This window comes from Bifidobacterium sp. ESL0827 (assembly GCF_052606685.1).
The window spans coordinates 1,640,991-1,663,177 of the sequence record NZ_CP199597.1 but is presented as its reverse complement, the minus strand read 5'-3'; the positions used below and the strand labels follow the sequence as shown (position 1 = coordinate 1,663,177).

General features: G+C 61.4%; 6 protein-coding genes, 1 tRNA gene and 2 pseudogenes. 6 read left to right on the top strand and 3 right to left on the bottom strand.

The genetic code is table 11. The annotated features are described in order from the left end of the window. Positions 1-199: 199 nt before the first annotated feature. Positions 200-1,432, bottom strand: a complete 1,233-nt coding sequence (locus ACUIAI_RS06705; RefSeq protein ID WP_445341930.1) for a PucR family transcriptional regulator — start codon at positions 1,430-1,432, stop codon at positions 200-202. Beyond that, a complete protein-coding gene (locus ACUIAI_RS06700) occupies positions 1,429-3,321 on the bottom strand; it encodes a DUF6020 family protein (protein ID WP_445341929.1) in 1,893 nt (630 codons plus the stop codon). The genes ACUIAI_RS06705 and ACUIAI_RS06700 overlap by 4 nt, the downstream gene beginning before the upstream one ends. A gap of 177 nt (positions 3,322-3,498) precedes the next feature. Between ACUIAI_RS06700 and ACUIAI_RS06695 the strand changes: the two genes are divergently transcribed. From ACUIAI_RS06695 to ACUIAI_RS06670, 6 genes and pseudogenes are all read left to right on the top strand, one after another. Continuing rightward, a complete protein-coding gene (locus tag ACUIAI_RS06695; RefSeq protein ID WP_445341928.1) occupies positions 3,499-4,605 on the top strand; it encodes a biotin--[acetyl-CoA-carboxylase] ligase in 1,107 nt (368 codons plus the stop codon). 65 nt (positions 4,606-4,670) lie between these two features. Further along, positions 4,671-6,506: an acetyl/propionyl/methylcrotonyl-CoA carboxylase subunit alpha gene (locus tag ACUIAI_RS06690; protein WP_445341927.1), complete on the top strand. Its 1,836-nt coding sequence runs from the start codon at positions 4,671-4,673 to the stop codon at positions 6,504-6,506. Continuing rightward, positions 6,503-8,074: an acyl-CoA carboxylase subunit beta gene (locus tag ACUIAI_RS06685; protein WP_445341926.1), complete on the top strand. Its 1,572-nt coding sequence runs from the start codon at positions 6,503-6,505 to the stop codon at positions 8,072-8,074. Before ACUIAI_RS06690 ends, ACUIAI_RS06685 begins: the two co-directional genes overlap by 4 nt. Positions 8,075-8,125: 51 nt before the next feature. Continuing rightward, positions 8,126-14,363, top strand: a pseudogene (locus ACUIAI_RS06680) (fatty acid synthase subunit beta domain-containing protein); the annotation flags it as partial. Between the two features lie 692 nt (positions 14,364-15,055). Next, positions 15,056-17,482: pseudogene (locus ACUIAI_RS06675) on the top strand (beta-ketoacyl synthase N-terminal-like domain-containing protein); the annotation flags it as partial. Between the two features lie 898 nt (positions 17,483-18,380). After that, positions 18,381-18,454, top strand: a tRNA-Gly gene (locus ACUIAI_RS06670). Between the two features lie 1,333 nt (positions 18,455-19,787). Here the strand turns inward: ACUIAI_RS06670 and ACUIAI_RS06665 are convergent. Beyond that, a complete protein-coding gene (locus ACUIAI_RS06665; protein ID WP_445341925.1) occupies positions 19,788-20,495 on the bottom strand; it encodes a DUF3800 domain-containing protein in 708 nt (235 codons plus the stop codon). Positions 20,496-22,187 lie beyond the last annotated feature (1,692 nt).

The following is a 22,187-nucleotide window of genomic DNA, read 5'->3' as shown; positions in this document are numbered from 1 at the left end:
GGCAATGATTGGACAGGTCATCTTTCCGGATGGATGTCCTGTGAAAGGAGCGAGTGCACATCGTCAAATCCACTGTTAACACTATGGGACAGAGCGTTCTCTCAGGCATCGCAATGCTCTGATTCTGTTAGCCTTACACTTCCAGGACGGTAGACTTTCGGCCCCTCGCCCTTTTGCATGTTTTCGCCCGAATTTGTCATCAGTCGGCGCCGGGGTGCGACCTGCGGATTCTGCCGATGATCAGGGCCGCCTGAAGGACGAAGGATTCTCGCGGGTCCATAGCATCCCAGCCAGTCACCTCCACACAGCGCCTCAGCCGGTAGCGCACGGTGTTGGGATGGATGCCTAGCTTCTTGGCGGTGACTTCCAGCGAGTTGCCCGAGCGCAGAAAGGTGAGCAGCGTGGTCGGCAGAGGCCCGTCCGGGTCCTGTCCGGCCAGGCTCACATAGACCTCTTGATAGAGCTGGTCGGCAGCGTCCGTGTCCCCGTTCAGAGCTCGTTCGGGCAGCAGGTCGTCGGCGTGCAGTGGTCTGGGTAGGGCGGCAGTGATGGGGTCAGCCACTGCTGGAGCCGCCGCATGCGTGCTCAGGGCAGCTCGGATGGAGTCTTCCGCACCGGAGATTCCATGGCGGAGAGGTCCCAGGCAGACAGCTGATTCGTCGGTGAAGAACCGCAGGATGGATGCGCAGAAGTCGGCTGGGGTGCCTGACCGGTCGGGATTGATCAGGACCACCATGAGCCCCTCGCTCTCGCCCACCAGAGCCCTGCCACTTTGACGGACTACCGTGGTGTGTATGGGCTGGCGGGCGTTCTCCATGCCCTGCCCGTCATCGTTGCCCCGGGCCTCGCCAACGACAGCGAAGCAGTCGAATTCGGTCGGCCAGCCTAAACGGGCCAGATCATCCACCGTCCGTGTGTCTGCCGTTTTCTCGATCAGATGCCGAATGATCCTCGACTCCGTTACTGCCTTGCGGCCGCTCCGCGTCTCTGCCAGGTCGGCGTAGAGCTCGGCTGCTGCGGTGGCGGCTTGGCGGGTGTAGACCAGTGTGGCTCGTTCCCCTTCGGCTCCCATGGTCCGGCCAGCCTCCTCAAGCATGTCCAGAATGACCTGGGTCAGCTCCATGGCTCTGTGCGGACCCAGGCTCCGGGAGAGCTCGGCTGGTACGGGTGAGGGGACTTCGCTGTCTTCTGTGCCCTGGGAATCAAGTCGGGACAGCAGGTCGTCCAGAGCCGTTTGAATGGCCCCCTCCAAGGTTCTGCGCCCATCAGCGGGCACGGACCTGGCCCAGGGCAACGCCTCCTGCAGATGATCCAGCGTCTTCAGGAGAATCTGCTCCATGGCGGCATCGGAGGCAGTAGGTGCCCGGTGAGCTTGCCGCGCCTCGGCAGGTTCATCGTCCTTCGGTCTGGACCGCTTCGACTTGCCGATCATGTCGGCTGGTCCATCAGGTTTTCGGCGCGGGCACGGCGGCTCTGCCGGACCATGTCCAGGATCAGGAAGGGCACTGCCATGTCCACCGGCAGCATGTGCCGTTCGAAGTTGTTGGCTGGGGCTGTGATCATGACCCCCATGATCAGCAGGAGGGGGAACCAGCACAGGGCCTCGCGCCAGTGGCCGGCTGCCAGGCGGGCGACGATCAGCAGCAGGGCGGCCACCACCCAGAAGTTGGCCCGTGCCACCAGGCCCAGCAGGGGGGTGTCTGCCCAGGTTCTGACGAATCCGGTCACCCCATTGCGCCAGTCATGGCACCAGGCCGCCAGCCAGGAGCCCGAGTTCTGCACGTAGCCGTTGTTGAGGTAGTAGGACATGGCCACGTAGGCAGGGTCGCCGGGGTCGAAGTACCCGTAGGATTCGGCCATGAATGCATCCAGGTAGATCATCGGGTTGCGTCGTCCCACCTGGAGCCAGGCCCGATTCAACCGGGACAGCTGCTCGGGCGTGACGGTTCTCCATCGATAGACGATCAGTTTGGGCTGGTTGCCCGAGGACTTGACCCGGTCTGCCTCCCAGGGGGTGTACTGGATGGCGGCATTGTCCAGGTCCATGATGGGCTCAAGGTCGGCCCTCGCCTGGGCCGGAATCCCCTGAGGGTTGCGCTGGGCCACCCGGGCGATTTGCTGCAGCTGGATGCTGCGGCTCTCCACGGGGTCACCCTTGATGACCGTCCCTGTGGCCGACAGGGCCCCGGTCACCCCTGTGAACAGGACCAGGGGCAGCAGGAGACCTATCAGGATGGTGGCCCACTGGCGACGGTGGATGATCAGGGCCAGGACCAGCTGGGCCAGGACGATGTAAAGGCCATACTTGGCGCTGATCAGCATGGTCAGGGTGCTCAAGGCGAGGGCAGGCCGCAGTCGGGCCGCCTGGTTGGCATACAGTGGCGAGTTCTTGTCCGCTGACTCCAGCTGGTGCCAGATGCCGAACCACCAGACGAAGGCGAAAGCGAAGAGTGGGGATTTGGTCAGGCTGAAGGTGCTGAAGACTACAAAGGGGGAGAAGAGGAAGAAGAGCATGACCAGGGTGCGGGCCAGGGCCCCGACATGTTCAGTTTCGCTGCCACGCAGGAAGCGGTCGGCAGTGACGGCGCAGCAGAAGGCCGCGAAGATCACCTGCAGCCCCGCTAGGAGCACAATGCCTGCGTCATAGGATCCGGTCAGATGGTTGGAGGCCATGATGGTCATCCCGTAAAGCAGGGTCAGCACTATGTTGTGCTGATCGGTCAGGAAGGCCGGGTGACCCGGCCACAGGTAATGACCGATGGGGTAGACGTCCATCTGGGTGAAGGCATTGCCGCCGTAGGGGGGCTGATCGCCCTGCAGCTGAGCCAGGAAGTTGGCGCATTCCTGGGCCTGTGCATACAGGTCGGCCCCGTAGGCGGCCAGCAGGGTAAGAAAGGCCCAGGCCCAGCCCGCCAGAAGCAGACGCATGATGGGTCGCCAGCTGCTGGTTTGTCTGGTGATGAAGGCCGCGTAGGCACGCATCCGTGGGCGCTGTGCCAGGGCCGTCAGCCGCTGCGGCATCCTGAGAGGTCTGCAACCCAGCAGAATCCGGCGGCAGACCAAAACCAGTGCCAGGCAGATGGACAGGGTTCCCAGCATGATCAGCACCTGGGGCAGACCCACCTGTGTCAGCGAACCCTGCTGCCGGTAGATGGGGCCCAGTCCAGTGCAGAAGGCAATCCAGAGGCAGGCCAGCAAGGCCAGGACCAGGCCGACGGTCCGGGATGCACGAGACCCAGGTCTCCCGGTCTGCAAGGCAGATATCTGCACAGGTTGTTCGCCCGCCTCTCCCGCTTGCACTCGTCCGCTGTCTGCGCTCAAAAGAACCCCTTTCGCGGGTCATGCCTGGTGTACGGTTTCCCTATTTTATCCAGTGCCCATCCGAGGATGCGCTCTGAGCTATCCAAGGGTCTCCTGTGAAAAGATACAAAAACCGGCCGCCACTTTTGTGGGTGGTTTGCTACCGGGGCTGACCCCTTGTGCCGTATAGTGGAACGCGTGCCTCATCAGAATATCAAGTGGCAGCCATCGGCATCGCTGGACAGTGGCGTACTCTCCTCGATCGTGGTGCTTGACACCGTCGATTCGACCAATACGCTCGTGGCTCATGCTCTGGAAGCCTCGACGTATTCGGATGCGCGCGACCGGGTCGAGCGGCTGTTTGGGGGCGGTGAATCGACAACGAGCACGGAGACCGTGAAGGGACTGGCCTCTGGCACAAGGGGAAAAGCCGAAGATACGCCTCGAAAAAACGCCCGTCAGGGTGTTTCTACGACTACACGGTACGAGGGAAGAGTCGCAAGTAAAGGTATTCGGCGATGGCCGGGCGCCGGGGGGAGCACCATGCCGCTGAGCGTAGCGGTTGCCGATGCGCAGTCCCGGTGCCGCGGTCGTCTTGCCCGAACCTGGGTCAATCAGGCCCGATGCTCCCTGCTGGCCACCTGGGCCCTGCCGCTGCCCACTGGACTGCTGGCTGGACCCTTTGGTGGATGGATGCCCATGGTGGCGGGGCTGGCTGCTCTGGAAGGCCTGCAGGACGTGCTTGGGTACCACGGTTGCCCGCTGGCTGACGGTGGCGACCCTGACAGGGTCCTGACTCTCAAATGGCCCAATGATCTGTTTTGCCGCGGGGCCAAGCTGGGGGGCATTCTCTGCGAGCTGGTCCGGGTGGATCAGGACTGGTCGGCCTTGGTTGTCGGCATCGGCATCAACCTGTTCCTGCCCCGGGAGGCGCTGCCTATTGCGGTGTCCACATCCCTGCAGCTCCATTACTGGGACCTGCCCGACTACCAGTCTCTTCGCAACGACCTGGTCGACGCCATCAGCTGGCACCTGAGTGGGGAGATGGCCCCCCTTGGCCTTGACGGGTCGTTGGACAGGTCCTTGAACGGGCCCCAGGGGCTGCGCTCGCGGATTGCCGCGCTCAGCTGGACGCTCGGCAAGCGGGTCAGGGTCGTCCCCGTGGCCGGTGAGCCCGTGGAGGGCCGTGCTCTGGAGATCAATCCAGATGCCTCCCTGCGGGTGCAGTTGTCGGATGGCGATCAGGTTGACGTGTCTACGGCAGACGTTGGCGTCCTGCCTGAAGTGGCCGCTGTGGGGGCCTAAAGTCCCACCCTGTTCATGCTTTCCGTCAGTCCAATCACCCTTGAGCAACCAGTGAGGAGAGGGGAATGAAAAAACTGCTGATCGCCAACCGCGGCGAGATAGCCCTGCGGGTTGTGCGCACAGCCCAGGAGATGGGGATCGCTACCGTGGCGGTCTATGCCGACCAGGATCGTGATGCCCCCTATGCCCAGATGGCGGACGAGGCCTACCTCTTGCCCGGGGACACCAACATGGAGACCTACCTGAACGAGGATCTGATCGTCTCCATCGCCCGCCGGGCCGGCGCTGATGCCCTTCACCCGGGATACGGCTTCCTGTCCGAGTTTTCCTCCTTCGCCCGCAAGGTGCTTGATGCGGGCATCACCTGGGTGGGGCCGGATCCAGAGGTCCTGGACGAGCTGGGCGACAAGATCACCGCCTGCAAGGTGGCCGAGCGGGCCAGGGTGCCTGTGGTGCCGGGCCTGAGCGAGCCCGTCACCGATATGCGCCCCCTGCTGGACTTCGCCGACGAGCACGGCTATCCGGTCATGATGAAGAAGGCTGACGGCGGCGGCGGCCGGGGGATCACCCTGATCAATGACAGCGACGAGCTGCGCACCTTCTACATGAACCATGATGCTCTTCAGGGCGGCGACCTGGGCGACTACTTCATCGAGAAGTTCGTGGACCGCGCCCGACATGTGGAGACCCAGTCCGGCAGGGACAGCCACGGCCAGTTCACCGTCTATTCCACCAGGGACTGTTCGGTTCAGCGCCGCAACCAGAAGCTGGTGGAGGAGGCCCCGGCTCCCTTCCTGTCCGACGATGTGATCGCCCAGCTGGAGGGGTTCTCCCGCCGCCTATTCGACACAGTGGGCTACGTGGGCCTGGGCACCTGCGAGTTTCTGGTCACCCCCAGGGATGACGTCTACTTCATGGAGGTCAACCCCCGGCTGCAGGTGGAGCATACGGTCAGCGAGCAGGTCTGCGGACTTGACCTGGTCCGCGAGCAGCTCCGGATCGCCGACGGCGGCTCCCTGAACGTGGCGCCCCCGCCTCGCGGCCACAGCTTCGAGCTGCGCATCACCAGCGAGGATCCTGCCACCAACCTGACCCCCAGCTCAGGGACCATCGAGTCGATTCAGTGGCCTTCCGGCCCCGGTATCCGCGTGGACTCGGGCGTCGAGGTGGGCGACACGGTCTCGCCCAGGGACGACTCCATGATGGGCAAGCTGATCGTGACCGCCCAGGACCGCCCGGCCGCTGTGGCCAGGGTTCGCCGGGCCCTGCGCGAGATGAGCATCAGTGGGGTCCCTACTCCGGCTGGCCTCTTCCAGAAGATCTTCACCAACCCCGAGTTCACTGCCGAGGACGGGCACTCCTTCGACGTGTCTACCAAATGGCTGGAACGGGTCTACCTGAATGTGGAGCCTGCCTCCAACGGCAGTGGCCAGCCCGCCTCGGTCTCCGGTGCCTCCGCCCAGGAACAGGACCGGGACAGCGATCCCATGGAGACCTACAACGTGGAGATCGACGACAAGCGGGTCAGGTTGGCTCTGCCCCAGTCACTGCTGGGCGGCATGGGCGGCGTCGGCGGCCATGGCGGCATTTCCCGGCCCCGGCAGCCCTTGCGTGGACGCGGGTTGCGGGATCAGGAGCCTGGCACCCCCCGGCAGGATGCGGCCCGGTCCGGCATCATCGTAGCCACCATGCAAGCGGTGGTCACCCGCATCAACGTGGCCCCCGACCAGGAGGTGGACAAGGGCGACCTGCTGGTGGTTCTGGAGTCCATGAAGATGGAGAACTACGTCTATGCCCCGGCCAAGGGGCGTGTGAAGACCATCGATGTGTCCGTGGCACAAGGGGTGGATCCGGGCCAGACCCTGGTCACCCTGGATCTGGGCGGGGAGGAGCAGGCATGAGCGTCAGCGAATCCACCTTGGGCTCCCAGCCGGTGCGCCAGGGCATCCACCGGGCTGCTGCCCTGGCCAAACAGGCCGAGGAGCACGCCCGCGACCGTCAGCATGCCAAGGGCAAGCAGACCGCCCGGGAGCGTCTGGATCTGCTCTTCGACAAGGACACCTTCGAGGAGGTGGGACGCTTCGCCGGCGGCGACATCGCCGGGGACCGGGCGGGCTCTGCGGTCATCACCGGCTTCGGTCTGGTCTACGGGCGCAAGGTCGGCGTCTACGCCCAGGACTTCTCCGTTAGGGGCGGCACCCTGGGCCGGGCCGAGGGCGAGAAGATCTGCCGGCTCATGGACATGGCCCTGCGGATCAAGGTCCCCATCGTGGCCATGATCGACTCGGGCGGCGCCCGTATCCAGGAGGGTGTGGCTGCCCTGACCCAGTACGGACGCATCTTCCGCAAGACCTGCCAGGCCAGCGGCTTTGTCCCGCAGATTTCCCTGATCCTGGGGCCCTGCGCAGGCGGTGCCGTCTACTGTCCGGCCCTGACAGACCTGATCATCATGACCAAGGAGAACTCCGACATGTTCGTCACTGGTCCTGATGTCGTCAAGGCGGCCACCGGCGAGACCATCAGCATGGACCAGCTGGGCGGCGGCTACGTGCACAACACCCGTTCCGGTGTGGCCCACTACCTGGGTGAGGACGAGGCCGACGCCATCGACTACGCCAGGACCGTGCTGGCCTACCTGCCTGCCAACAGCGGACAGGAGCCTCCCCGGTACGCCTTCATCTCCGGCCATGCCGAGCGCCAGGCCGCCAAACGCCTGGTCACGGTCATCCCCGAGAACGACCGGCAGCCCTACGACGTGCTGGACGTCATCCACGCCATCGTCGACTACGGCGAGCTGGTTCAGGTCCAGGAACTCTACGCACGGTCCATCGTGGTGGGCTTCGCCTGCCTGGAGGGCCGGCCGGTGGGGATCGTGGCCAACCAGCCCATGGTGGACGCGGGCAGCCTGGATGTGGAATCCTCCGAGAAACTGGCCCGCTTCGTTCGTCTTTGCGATGCCTTCAACCTGCCGGTCATCACCCTGGTGGACACCCCTGGCTATAAGCCTGGCTCGGACCAGGAGCACGCCGGCATCATCCGCCGGGGGGCTAAGGTCATATACGCCTATGCCAACGCCCAGGTGCCCATGGTCACCATTGTGCTGCGCAAGGCCTTCGGCGGCTCCTACATCGTCATGGGCTCCAAGGCCATCGGCGCGGACCTCAACTATGCCTGGCCCTCTTCGCAGATAGCCGTGCTGGGAGCCCAGGGTGCGGTCAACATCATCCACCGGCGCGACCTGCAGGAGGCCAAGGAGGCCGGCCGGGACGTGGATGAGCTGCGAAACAAACTGGCCCAGGAGTACGAAACCAGCACCGTCAACGCCAATCTCTCCCTGGAGATGGGCGAGCTGGACGCCATGATCGACCCCGAGCAGACCAGACCGGTCCTGGTCCAGGCCATGGACCTCCTGGCGGACAAGCAACGCGTCAGGGTCAACGACAAGCACCATGGCAACCAGCCTCTATGAATTTCCCCTCGTCATTATCAGCAATCCCCAACTCTCTATGAATAGGACATCATGACCAGTACATTCTTCATCAACCGTCTCGCTGAGCAGCCGCACGCGCTCATGTTCGCCGGCCAGTCCAACCCCTGGACCGTGGCCCTGGCCGATCTGCAGGGCGATCCTGACATCGACAAGGCCCTGAGGGAGCGGATGGCGGCGGCCACCGACCTGCTCAGGGCGGTCAAGCCCGACCTGCTGGCCACCAATGGCCGTCAGCTGGACCTGTTCGGCTACAGGCCTGACCCGGTCAGGCTGGGGCCGGCTGCAGACGCGGCGGTCAGCGTGCCCGGCATCGCCCTGGTGCAGCTGGGCGCCCTCATGGATATGGACCAGCTGGGCTACGACGCGGCCCAGGCCCGTCCGGTGGCCCTGCTGGGGCACTCTCAGGGCATCATCGGCGTTCACATGGTTCAGGAGATTCAGGCTGCAGGGTCCCTGAAGGCCGCCCAAGGCGCTATCGATCAGATTCTGGCCACCGCAATGCTGATCGGTGCGGCCGGCACACGCCAGGCTCGTCGTCTGGGCATCCATCGCCAGGGTGAGGCCACCCCTATGCTTTCGGTGCGCGGTGCCACCCGCCATCAGGTGGAGGTTCTGGTTGACCGGGTTCCTGGCGCTCGCGGCCCCATCAGTGTGGCCGTGACCAACTCGGATCGCAACCTGGTCCTGTCCGGCTATCCGGAGGATCTGGCCGCCTTTGCCATCGAAGCGAGCAAGGAGAGCGAGCACCAGCGCCAACTGCGCGAGGACAAGGTCCGTGGCGGAACCGCCTTCTCACCGGTTCTCGAGTACCTGGATGTGACCCTGCCCTTCCACTCGCCGCTCATGAAAGAGGCCGTGGATTTGAGCGTGGACTGGGCCTCCCGCTGCGGTCTGGACACCGGGCGTGCCAGGGTTCTGGCTCAGGAGGTCCTGCTCAACCATGCCGACTGGGCCGGCCGGATCGCCGAGGTCATGGACCAGCAGGATGCCGCCTCCCTCTGGCTGGTGGATCTGGGCCCGGGCGAGACCCTGGGCAAGCTGGTGGACAACCTGGTCCAGGGCACCGGCGTGGGCGTGGTCGAGGCCTCCAATCAGGCCCGGCGTGCGCAGCTGTCCACCATGGAAGAGGATCCGGGCAGGACCCAGGACTGGTCCAAGCTGGCTCCCCGTCTGCTTGAGACACCGGCCGGTCCCCGGGTGGAGACGGCCTTCAGCAGGTTGACCGGCAAGCCCCCGGTCATGCTGGCCGGCATGACCCCGACCACCGTGGAGCCCGAGATCGTGGCTGCGGCCGCCAACGCCGGCTACTGGGCCGAGCTGGCGGGTGGTGGCCAGGTGACCGCCGAAGTCTTCGACCGCCATGTGTCCCAGCTGGAGGACCAGCTGCAGGAGGGCCGCACGGTCGAGTTCAACGCCATGTTCATGGACCGCTACCTGTGGAACCTCCAGTTCGGCAGCCAGCACATCGTGCCCAAGAAGCGCGCCTCCGGCACCCCCATCGACGGTGTGGTCATTTCTGCCGGCATCCCCGAGCTGGACGAGGCCGTGACCCTGATCCGTCAGCTCAACGAGGAAGGCTTCCCCTACGTGGCCTTCAAGCCCGGTACGGTGGACCAGATCCGTCAGGTCGTGGCCATCGCCCGCAAGGTCGCACCCACCCACATTTTGATGGAGGTCGAGGGCGGGGCCGCAGGAGGCCACCACTCCTGGGAGTCCCTGGACGACCTGCTCTCGACCACCTATGCCGAGGTTCGTGCCTGCCCCAACATCGTGCTCGTGGCTGGCGGCGGCATCGGCACCCCTGAGCGGGCGGCCGACTACATCAGTGGTCAGTGGTCCCGTGCCTACCACCTGCCGGACATGCCCGTGGACGGTGTCATGATCGGCACGGCTGCCATGACTGCAAAGGAGGCCCACACCAATCCCGAGATCAAGCGGGCTCTGGTGGCCACCCCCGGCATCGACACCTCCACCCCCGATCCGGACCCCTTCGCCCCCATGGGCGAGAAGTGGGTGCCCAGCGGCAAGTCCGTGGGAGGCGTGGGCTCCGGCCTGAGCCATCTGCACGCCGACATCTACGAGATGGAGAACTCCTCCGCCGAGTGCGGCCGTCTGCTGGTCCGGGTCATGAAGCATCCGGAGGAGCTGGAGACCCGCCGCGGGGAGATCATCGAGGCCCTGAACAAGACTGCCAAGCCCTACTTCGGCGATCTGGAGACCATGACCTACCAGGACTGGGCCCAGCGCTTCGCTGACCTGGCCTACCCCTGGGCCGATGACACCTACATCGACCGCTTCCTGCACCTGCTACGGCGCATTGAGGCCCGTGTCTGCGAGCGTCAGAGCGGCGAGTTCGACTCCATTTTCGCCTCCAGGCAGGATGTGGCCGAGCCCGAGCAGGCGCTTCGACGGCTGCACGAGGCCTATCCCCAGGCAGCCGAGCTCAAGGTGGTGCCTACCGACGTGGCCTGGTTCCCCGTCCTGGTGCGCGAGTACCCCAAGCCCATGCCCTTCGTGCCGGTCATGGACAACGATCTGCTGCGCTGGTGGGGTCAGGATCAGCTCTGGCAGTCCGAGGATCCCCGCTACGGTGCCGACTCGGTCAGGGCCATCCCCGGACCCATCTCCGTGGCGGGCATCACCACGGTGGACGAGCCGGTGGCCTCCATTCTGGGACGGTTCGAACAGGCGGCCATAGACCGGGTGCGAGACCTGAGCAACGGGTCTGTCAAGGCATACAGCCAGCTGGCAGGCGCCGCTGACGCGCAGGAGTTCATCCGCCGCAGCCCCAACATCTCCTGGGTGGGCCACTTGATGGCCAATCCGGCATACGGGACGGCCATGGACGACCCAAACTACGCCATCACCGCCACCGGCCAGGACGACCAGGGCGAGCACTACGACCTGGACATCCATCTGGACACCTACTGGGACGACGACCCCGACGGCGGCCTGGACCGGCATGCGGTGCGCGACATCGTCGTGCCGCTGACCCTCAAGAGCGACCAGGTCGGCCTCTTCCCGGTGGTCGACCGCAGCCGACTGCCCAAGGACGTCTACGCCCTGCTGGCCGATACAGCCGGCATCGGCAACACCTCCGTCACCGGCGACAAGCTGGAGGCCATGCCTGTCATAGAGAAGGACGATCACGACCCTGAGCATCCCTTCGGCCTGGCCCACAGCGGCTACACCCTGGCAGCCAACCTGGGCTTCGACCATGAGGCGGCCACCGGAGGCGCCCTACCCGATTCGCTGATTCCCTCCGGCTTCGCCCCGGACGCCCTGGTGGGTCCGGCCTGGCCGGCCATCTACGCAGCCCTGGGATCCGTCTATGTGAATGGCTTCCCCATCATCGAGGGACTGCTCAATGCGGTCCATCTGGACCACCTGATCGAGCTGGAGGTCAGCGAGAAGCGCCTGCTGGAACACACCGGCCAGCGGATTGAGCTGACCAGCTGGGCCGAGCCCTATCAGGAATCTTCCTCCGGGCGGGTGGTGACCATCCATGTGGTTCACGCCGCCCAGGACGGGACCGTGCTGGCCCGCGAGGTCGAGCGTTTCGCCATCCGTGGCCGCGCCTACAGCGACCAGCTGCCCCAGGAGGCTCCCGAGTACGGCGGCATCCGCGCCGACACGGTGGACACACCCCGCAGGCTGCTGCGCCGCGTCACCGTCACCGCCCCCAAGGACATGACCGCCTTTGCACGCACCTCTGGGGACTTCAATCCCATCCACACCTCCAAGCGGGGTGCTGCAGTCTCCGGACTGTCTGCGCCGCTGGTGCACGGCATGTGGCTGTCGGCCACCGCCCAGTACGCGGCCCAGGCCACTGACGAGCAGGGCGTCCACTACGAGATCGCCGGATGGACCTACAACATGTACGGCATGGTCCAGCTGGGCGATAAGGTGGAGATCAGCCTAGAGCGTGTGGGCAAGGTCCGCCATGGCGGCCTGGTCCTGGAGGTCACCTGCAGGATCGACGGCCAGTTGGTCTCCCGCGGCACGGCGATTGCGCGCGCCCCACGGACCGCCTACGTCTACCCAGGCCAGGGAATCCAGCAGCAGGGCATGGTTCTGGACGAGCGGGCCAAGTCGCCCGCCGCCCGCGAGACTTGGGAACGGGCCGATGCCCTGACCCGCAGCAAGCTGGGGTTCTCTATCCTGGCCGTGGTGCGTGATAATCCGCACACCCTGACGGCCAAGGGGGTCACCTACCACCATCCGGAGGGTCTGCTCAACCTGACCCAGTTCACCCAGGTGGCCTTGGCCACCGTGGCCTTCGCCCAGACCGCCCGCCTGCGCGAGTCCGGCATGGACATCTGGCCCGCCTACTTCGCCGGCCACTCCCTGGGCGAGTACAACGCCCTGAGCTCCTTCGCCGGGGTCATGTCCCTGGAGACGGTTCTGGAGCTGGTCTTCCACCGCGGGTCCACCATGCATTCCCTGATCGAACGGGACGAGCAGGGGCGCAGCAACTACCGGATGGGCGCCCTGCGTCCCAACCAGTTCGGCGTGGGCGACTCCGGTGTCAAGCAGTATGTGGAGTCCGTATCCAAGGAGTGCGGCGAATTCCTGGAGATCGTCAACTACAACCTGGCCGGCCAGCAGTACGCCATAGCCGGGACCATCGCAGGCCTGGAGTATCTGCGTGCCGACGCCAACCGTCGGGCCAAGGAAGCGGGCGGCAAGCCGGCCTTCATGTACGTGCCCGGCATCGACGTGCCCTTCCACTCCACCCTGCTGCGCAAGGGGGTGCCCGAGTTCCGCGACACCCTGGACGCCCTGCTGCCCGAGCATATCGACTACTCCCGCCTGGAGGGTCGCTACATACCCAACCTGGTTGCACGGCCCTTCCAGATGACCAAGGAGTTCGCGGCCTCCATCCTGGAGGTGGTTCCCTCCGAGCGCATCAAGCAGGCTCTGGACGATCCCCAGGTCTGGGACCAGTATGCGGCCGACGACCAGAAGCTGGGCCGTCTGCTGCTGACCGAGCTGCTCTCCTGGCAGTTCGCCTCCCCGGTGCGTTGGATCGAGACCCAGGCGATCATGTTCGATGCCCCCGAGCAGGGCGGCCTGGGCGTGGAGCAGCTGATCGAGGTAGGGCTGGGCCATTCGCCCACCCTGGCCAATCTGGGCACCAAGACCCTGAAGCTGCCCGACTTCCGCGAGCGTCACGTAAGCGTCTACAACCTGGGCAGGGACGAGAGCCGGGTCTATCTGACCGACACCGATCCCATGGCCCCGGTGAAGGAGGAGCCCGCAGCCCCGGTCCAGGAATCCAGCACTGATTCTGCTCAGACTGCTGCTTCCGCACCTGAGGCTCCTGCTCCGGTCCCTGCCTCAGCCCCTGCAACAGCCGAGGATTCGGCTCCTGCTCCGGCCCCGACCGCCGGTGGCCCATCAGGTGCCGATGTGGCCGACCTGCCTTTCAAGGCCTCGGATGCCATCGCCGTTCTGCTGGCCTACTCCACCAAGATCCGCCCCGAACAGATTGGACAGACCGACACCACCGACACCCTGACCAACGGCGTCTCCTCCAGGCGCAACCAGCTGCTGATGGACATCAGCTCGGAGCTGGGTGTGGCCAGCGTGGACGGTGCCGCCGAGGCCAGCATGACCGACCTGAGCGCCCTGGTGAACAAGGTGGCCCCCAACTATCGGCCCTTCGGCCCGGTGCTCTCCGACATTGTGCGTGAGCGCATCCGCGACCTCTTCGGCCCCTCCGGCCTCAAGCTGCAACAGGTTGAACAGCGGGTCTCCGACGTCTGGCAGCTGGGTGTGGGCTGGGTTTCGGCCACCGTGGCCAGCCTGGTCCTGGACACCCGTGAGGGTACCTCCTCGCGTGGCGGCGACCTGGCGCTCCTGCCCACCGAAGCCGTCTCCACAGTGCCTGCGGCCAATGCGCTGATCGACCAGGCTGTTCAGCAGGTGGCCAAGCGTCACGGCGTCACGGTCTCCATGCCTTCTGCAGGCGGTGCTGCTGGCGGTGCCGTGGTCGACTCCGCCGCCCTGGATGCCTTCGCAGCCCAGGTGACCGGCTCTGAGGGTGTGCTGGCATCCACCGCCCGCTTCCTCTTGGACAAGCTGGGGCTTAAGCCTCCGACCGTCCAGCCTGGCGAGAATGAAGATGCAGCCGTTGTGGCTGCCGTCAATGCCGAGCTGGGCAGCGACTGGCCCGAGCAGGTGGCGCCACGGTTCGAGGCCTCACGCGCCGTCCTCTTCGACGACCGCTGGGCCAGCGCCCGAGAGGATCTGGCTCACATCTACCACGAGCATGATGATGACCGTAGCCGCCTGAGCTTCCTAGGAGCCGGACGCGAGGTGCACGATCAGGCCGTCTGGTATGCCAAGCAGGCGGGCAAACGCGGCGAGCAGGATCTGGCCCGGGTCTTCAGCGGCATCGCCGACCAGGCTATGACCCCTGCCGACTCAGACCAGACCGCAGCACGATTCGCCAAGGACGTGGCGGTGGTCACCGGCGTGGCCCCCAAGTCCATCGCGGGATCTCTGACTGCCGGCCTGCTGGAAGGCGGTGCGACGGTCATCGCCGTCTGCCACTCCCTGAAGCCGCAGACCGTCATCTGGGCCCGTGACCTCTACCGTCGCCATGCCGTGGGCGGCGCCCGTCTCTGGATCGTGCCCGCCAACCTGTCCAGCTACCGGGATGTGGATGCCCTGGTCGACTGGGTGGGCAATGAGCAGCGCAAGACCACGGGGGCCACGACCACCGTGCTCAAGCCCGCCTACGAGCCCACACTGCTGCTGCCCTTCGCAGCACCCGCCATGCACGGGACCATGGCCGACTCGGGCCGGCTCTTCGAGTCCCAGGCCCGACTCATGCTCTGGAGCCTGGAACGCCAGATCGCCGGGTTCGCCGGCATCGGGGCGGATACCGATGTCGACCATCGTCTGCATGTGGTCCTGCCTGGCTCGCCCAACCGCGGCATGTTCGGCGGCGACGGAGCCTACGGGGAGGTCAAGGCCGCCTTGGATGCCATCGTCAACCGGTCCCGCCCCGAGCAGGACTGGTCCGGCCGGGTCACCTTCGCCCATCCGCTGATCGGCTGGGTCCGGGGCACCGGACTCATGAGCGGCAACGATCCGCTGGTCAAGGTGGTGGAGCGCCATGGCATCCGCACCTACTCCACCGAGCAGATGGCTGATTCACTGCTGAAGCTGTGCACTGTTCAGGCTCGTCAGCAGGCTCTTCAAGCCCCGCTTAAGGCCGACCTGACCGGCGGTCTGGGCTCCAGCCCGCTGGACCTCAAGGCCCTGAAGGCCGAGGCTGCCCAGGACGGCGATTCGTCGACACCGGCACCAGCTGGAAAGTCCGGGGATGTGCCCGCAAATGCCGATAAGGATTCGGGCCGGGTCATCAAGGCCCTGCCCACACCCCGGGTGCCTGCCCAGGCCCCGGTGGATATGCAGGATTGGCAGGGCGTGACGGCCAGACCCGAGGATCAGATCGTCATCGTCTCCATCGGTGAGATGGGTCCCTGGGGCTCCGGTCGCACCCGCTTCGAGGCCGAGATGGGCATCCACTCGGATGGTCAGGTCGACCTGAGCGCCGCTGCCGTCCTCGAACTGGCCTGGAACATGGGTCTGGTCGAGTGGCAGGACAGCCCCAAGCCGGGCTGGTACGACACCGACGGCGAGCTGGTCCCCGAGCAGGACATCGCCGAGCGCTACCACGACCAGGTGGTGGCCCGCTCCGGCATCCGTCCCTTCGACGACGGCATGGGCTCCGACTACCGTCAGGGCACCAACGAGGAGGAGGTGGATGTCTTCCTGGATCACGACGTGGCCTTCTCGGTGCCCACCAAAGACATGGCCGAAGAGTACGTGGCCCAGGATTCGGACCACACCAGCATCGCCCGCGACGAGCAGTCCGGCGAGTGGACCGTCACCCGTCTGCCCGGCTCCCGCATCCGCGTGCCGCGTCGGGCCACCATGTCCAGGACCGTGGGCGGCCAGTTCCCCAAGGGCTTTGACCCGGTCAAGTGGGGCATTCCCGCCTCCATGGTCGGGGACGTGGATCAGATTGCCCTCTGGAACATCGTGACTACGGTGGACGCCTACCTGTCGGCAGGATTCACCCCGGTGGAGATTCTCCAGGCTGTCCATCCCTCCAAGGTGGCCTCCACCCAGGGGACCGGCTTCGGCGGCATGGCCTCCATGCGCAAGCTCTACCTGGACCGCTTCCTAGGCAAGGAGATCCCCACGGACATCCTCCAGGAGGCTCTGCCCAACGTGGTGGCTGCGCACGTCATGCAGTCCTACATCGGCGGATACGGCAACATGGTCCAACCGGTCTCGGCCTGCGCCACGGCTGCGGTCTCCCTTGAGGAGGGCGCCGACAAGATCGCCCTGGGCAAGGCGGACTTCGTGGTCACGGGCGCCATTGACGACATCGGCGTGGAGTCGGTCATCGGCTTCGGCAACATGAACGCCACCGCCGATTCCGCCGAGATGTACGCCAAGGGCATTCAGCCCAGGTTCTTCTCCCGGGCCAACGACCGTCGTCGCGGCGGCTTCCTGGAGTCCCAGGGCGGCGGGACCATACTGCTGACCCGCGGCGACATCGCCCTGCGCATGGGTCTGCCTGTGGCTGGCGTGGTCGGGTACATCCACTCCTTCGCGGACGGCGCCCACACCTCCATCCCTGCACCCGGGCTGGGGGCTCTGGCCGCCGGCATGGGTGGCAAGGACTCGGACCTGGTGCGCTCGCTGGCCAGGCTGGGTGTGGGTCCCGACGACATCGCCGTGGTCTCCAAGCATGACACCTCCACCAACGCCAACGACCCCAACGAGTCCGAGCTGCATAACACCCTGGCCCACGCCATCGGGCGGACGGACGGCAACCCGCTCTATGTCATCTCCCAGAAGAGCCTGACCGGCCATGCCAAGGGCGGCGCCTGCATCTTCCAGATCAACGGGCTCACCCAGCTCTTCCGGTCCGGGGTCATCCCGGCCAACGCCTCCCTGGATTGCGTGGATCCGGTCCTGAGGCGTGACGACCATCTGGTCTGGCTGGAGCAGCCTCTGAAGGTGGGCAGGGTCAAGGCCGGGCTAGTCACCTCCCTGGGCTTCGGCCATGTCTCCGGAATCGGGGTCATCGTCAGCCCTGGAGCCTTCGAAGCAGCCGTGCTCAAGACTTCCGGCCAGGAGGCCCTGGATGAGTGGCGCCGCTGGGCCAACGACCGTCTGGCCGCTGGCCAGCGTCGTCTGGAGGAGGGCCGCATGGGTCGGGCCCCACTCTACGAGCCCATCGACAACCGCCGCTTCCATGAGGACGGCCACGGGTATGTGGGCCATGAGATCGAGAAGGCCATGCTGCTGGATCCCCAGGCCCGCCTGGGTGCCGACGGCTACTACGACAGGGGCTGAGTGCAGTGTGAGTTGGTCGGTTTCCTATTCTCTGCAGTGGGAGATGGGAAATCAGTGAGAGCTCGATCACTGCACTGATCGGGGAGGTGGGCCAAACGGCTTACCTCCCTTTTTGCCATGGTGCTTTGTGCCTTATCCTCCTTTTGTTACGGGGTGGATGCTCATCAGCTGCCCGTATTCGGGCGATCGCTTCCTCTATGGGAGCGTAGATGAAATGTCCTGGGTAGGTCAGGCTTGGCTATGATCATCCCTTGTCTTGCTTGATGTCGTAAGTGTAGAAAGTCCCTCATGGGCACACGGGTTGCATCCGGCAAAGGAGCATTAAAAAGCGCGCACATCGGGTTGCTTCAATGCTGCTTGAGGGGCAGGCGGCCCTTGCAGCCTGACCGTGGTTGGATCCAGTTCATGAAAAGGTATAAAAAAGTAGATGGGTGGCCCAGGTTTTACTTGGGATTATTGCTGGGCCACCCGAATGGCCGGACTTGTCTTTGGGGAGTCGTCCGGCCGCTTACTCGTACGAAGTGTTAGTGGCCGCTGTCATGGAGTTCCTGCGGCTGCGGTTTGCTGCCATAATACTCATGGCAAGAAGCCCGATCACCATAGCCACGCCGATATTTTTCACCTTAGCTGTGGGCAGGACTCCTGCAGGCAGAAAGGGTGCTGGTTGTTAATGTCGTCGGATTGGGCGATCAAATCGAGCGGTTAGCAGATAGTAGCCTTTACAAGAACCGGCGTGTGCGGAGGGGGGGGATAATCAGCGTAGGTTTTCAGGCCGCCGAGGGGGTACTGCCCGGTAGTGTCTGCATAGGTTTGTTGTTGAGTTAAACCATGCGATGACCAATTTGCTGCATGTTCCGGCTGGCCCATGTGCTATGCTCTTTACCGAGCCAACGGCTTTGCGGGCGTAGCTCAATGGTAGAGCCTCAGTCTTCCAAACTGATTACGCGGGTTCGATTCCCGTCGCCCGCTCCATGATAACTGTCAATATTATCCCGTTTTGCTTTGGTATTCCAATTTTTTAAAGTGGTCAGAATTGGGCCCGACTGAGTGAGATTTTCTCCAGTATTCGACACCTTACGGACTAGATGGGTGCACGATAGGGTACACATCGGTGCCTGGATGACCACAGCGACAATGCATGCCAGATGTCGAGGTGCATCGCAGTCGTACAGGATTGGAAAGGCTGCTGACATTTCAGCCGCGAGCTACACTCTGCCCTGTGGCTTGACACCGGTCATGCCGGAGAAGTGGAATGTGATTGTACGGCGCGGCGACAAGCTCTTCGGGGTAGCTGACTGGCTCGACATCCCGCAAAGCTAGTTTCGTAGTTGCCGGTCCGGCAACTTGAGACTGATCTAGGCTAATGAGACTCTCACCTATTAAGGAGGAGACGTATTAAATGCCCGGTATTATCCTGATGATAATGATAAGTCCTGTTGGCTGACCGACTGCTTCTACCAGATCCTCAAATGGGTGCGTCCAGGTTTCCTGCCATTGCTGGGAACCTTCATCTACAACGTTGAACCCACCTGGTGCCTGCTTCACGCGAACTTGATAACCCTATGCGCTGGGAGTGCTCACCGCTGGTTGCATCGGCATCGGCCGGGTTAAGACTATCTGTGGCAGTTAACTTGGATTGTTTTATGCAATACACGATTTGTGTGTTATACTTTAATTACTCATCTACATGATTCTTCTGGTAGAAGGAGTCTTCGGGGTCGTGGCAATTTATTGTTTGCGGTCCTTGGGGGCTGCAAACAATAAATCGTTTGCAGCCTCATTTTTTATAATATTTTTTTACTAAAAACAGGATTGTTGTATTCCTGTTCCAGTTGTGCCCAACGAGAGGTATAGGTTACGCAATACGCTGTAATCAATAAGTAATAATCTTTTCGTTTTTCAAGGACAACCAGATATTTTTGGTCTGATAGGTAAAACTTGATACGGATGTGGCTGTTCCGCTTCGTTTCCCAAACCCATGGTTTACTGCACGAGCGGTAATTGCATGTAATGCAACTGGAATAGTTATCTATAATGGCTTTGGGCCATTTAATCCTTTCCGCTCTTCGTGGATCAGGCAATCTTCCGCCTTTGTCTTTTAAATCTTTGGTGATTAAATGCACAAAGGTATAGGGGTAGATGCCTTGACGCGGCATCCTTTTAATTTTGACTTTTTGTTTGAGATAGTAAGGAGGGCTCAGAACAAAATCACTCCGAAAAACCCTGTACAATCTACAAACATAATCTTTCCAAAGTTCACCTAGCGTCTGTTTCCAAGCGACAATCTGAGGCAGCCAGTGGGGTTTCATACCGCCCTCCAAATAAAGACGTTGAATTTCTTCTCTTCTGCGCTTGTGGTCTTAGTTAGGGGATTTCTGGATCGTTTGATGATGTAATCTATAAGTTCTCTCTTAGCTGGTGACATAGAAGATTTGTCCAAGTCGCGGTTCTGCCTGCATACCGCTCCAATAAGTATGTCTGTTAGCTGCATGAGTTGTGACTCGTCAGAACGTATGGGCTGAATTTTTTTGATATGATCTCTCGTGAAATCATGCATATTATTAGCGCATACTGACCCAAGTTGCTTTACTCGATAATCGGAGTGGGTATCCTTTATGTCTAGGTAGATATTGTACTTGTTGTTGGGCGTTAAAAGGACTTTTAACATTTCGAAGTACATCTTGTAGTACCACTCATTGTGTGTTTGGTTCCACTTTGCATGATTCAGAAGCGATTTATCAGGTACGACTAGAACTCTGAACTGGATATAACGTGATTCGAAGAAGTAGTCTATAAGATCCTTGTATAAAGGAAGCAGTTTATGGCGAGCTTTGACCCACTTGATTTCATTGTGAGCCCTGACTCCGTACTTTCCTTTAATTTCTATGATATCCCTACACGCTTGGATACGCTTGGATTTTGGAATCGACACGGCGCCGATTGCCATGGCATTTGAAACATCGTGCTCAAGGTGGCAGCTTTCATCACCATAGATGTTATACTCGTGTTGCATACCTGAATCAGACCTTTCACGTATATCTGCGCATATATCTTACTACGTTTGAAGCGATGCCTCTTCTTTCTTGCAACATAATTTTGCCATCTCGTCCTGTTCCCCTCAAATAGTGTGGACTTCAATTTATTTTATTTTTTATTGCAGTTTGCGTAGTTGGTGATGATGCAGATGCCATTTTAGTAGTCGTAGGAATGCTCTGTATCAGGATGTTCCTGCCTAACCGTGCCGCATTGGCGGTCGTTGGCGCGTATAGCAGCAACGTCTGTTTGCTCTGCTTCGGGCCACAGGGGAAGAGCACTAGGTGTTTTGAGCTCAGCGTTGCAAAGGAGGATGCCATCAGTTGCGCTCATGGACGACTCGTTTGAGAGAACCTGGTTGATCCATCAGTCAGTCGGGCATGAAAATCGTAAACAAGAAGGGGTTTGTTAGAATCCTGCTCTTCTTCCCGGCTCACCGTCGTAGTTCCTCTACGGTTTCCTGATCTCTTTTCTTGTTGTCTTCACAATGAATACTTCTCCCTCTATATATAGGCGCGACGCATAGGCTGTTGCGCTGCTTGTACATCATACTTACTAGTTGTGTTGTCGTTCAACATTTAAGTGGTCACTTACCGCCGGCTTGATCCCTATCTGCAACATTTCGGTTTGTGGGCAGGCTTCCGTTCTGTATTGGTAAGGAGAAACGGCTATAAGCAAATAACCAGTAGACAGTAGGGACAGCCTTGACTCCAGGGAATCTGGACGGTTGCAGTTTTGTGTTATGGGCTAGTCATTTTCTTTCTTGCAGAATCGTGCATTAAAGACTTGAACGAAATACGTTATTGTGATAAATGACAAGATGGTATTTGCTAGCGAGTTGTTTTCCAACAATACGCTGTGTTAAATGCTTTTCACTTGATAAAAGGCGACCTGAATAAACATTATGCCGATTGTGTTATATGACCAGGTCTGTAGAAACCAGCGTACATTGTTAAGATTAAGTAAATCAAACCCGGCATAAACTGCTGTAATCGATTCGAATAACACCATCGCTGTAAAAATAACATTATATGTAAAATTTTGAATATATAAGCTAAATAATTGCACAGAATATAGGCAATATAAAAATGATAAAACCATGCTAATACGATTTTTAGTGGGTTTGCTCCATAGGGATTACCCGAGCCTTTTGTTGGCTTCACATACGGGAAGGGAATACTGCACAACAAGAAAGTGTAAGCAAAGAGATCTACAGTAGCGATTGCGGATACTGTTGCATTGGGTTGCTCTTTAAAGTCGAATAGGTTCGCTGACTTAGAAGTCAGACGCAAGAAGTAAAGCCTATTGATGCGGCAGCGGAATATGCAAGCCTGTGAACTGCCCCTTTCTCATTGGGTGCTCCCTTTAATAATCCATCCTTACCTTTTTAAAAACTTATTATGGCTTTATATTCCATTGTCAATCCCTTTCCTTTGCTGTCACAACTCTAAGATTTATTTAAGGTATTGGCCGAGTGCGCTGGTGGCTTTGCCTTGGTCTGCGTGGTGGTGCATGTCGTATTAGTTGAGAAAAGTGTTATTTTAGAACGTTTAGGGTCCACTATTATGAGTTATTATTCACTTTGCAATAAGTATGGTGCTGTATGTAGTCAATCTTCCAAACTGATTACACGCGTTCGATTCTCTTCGTCCGCTCCACTTGGTCGTAGGAT

Excerpts from the sequence above, each read along its gene's own strand:
- ACUIAI_RS06705 (WP_445341930.1), bottom strand. The coding sequence starts at position 1,432 with ATGATCGGCAAGTCGAAGCGGTCCAGACCGAAGGACGATGAACCTGCC.
- ACUIAI_RS06690 (WP_445341927.1), top strand. The coding sequence starts at position 4,671 with ATGAAAAAACTGCTGATCGCCAACCGCGGCGAGATAGCCCTGCGGGTT.
- ACUIAI_RS06685 (WP_445341926.1), top strand. The coding sequence starts at position 6,503 with ATGAGCGTCAGCGAATCCACCTTGGGCTCCCAGCCGGTGCGCCAGGGC.
- ACUIAI_RS06665 (WP_445341925.1), bottom strand. The coding sequence starts at position 20,495 with ATGCAACACGAGTATAACATCTATGGTGATGAAAGCTGCCACCTTGAG.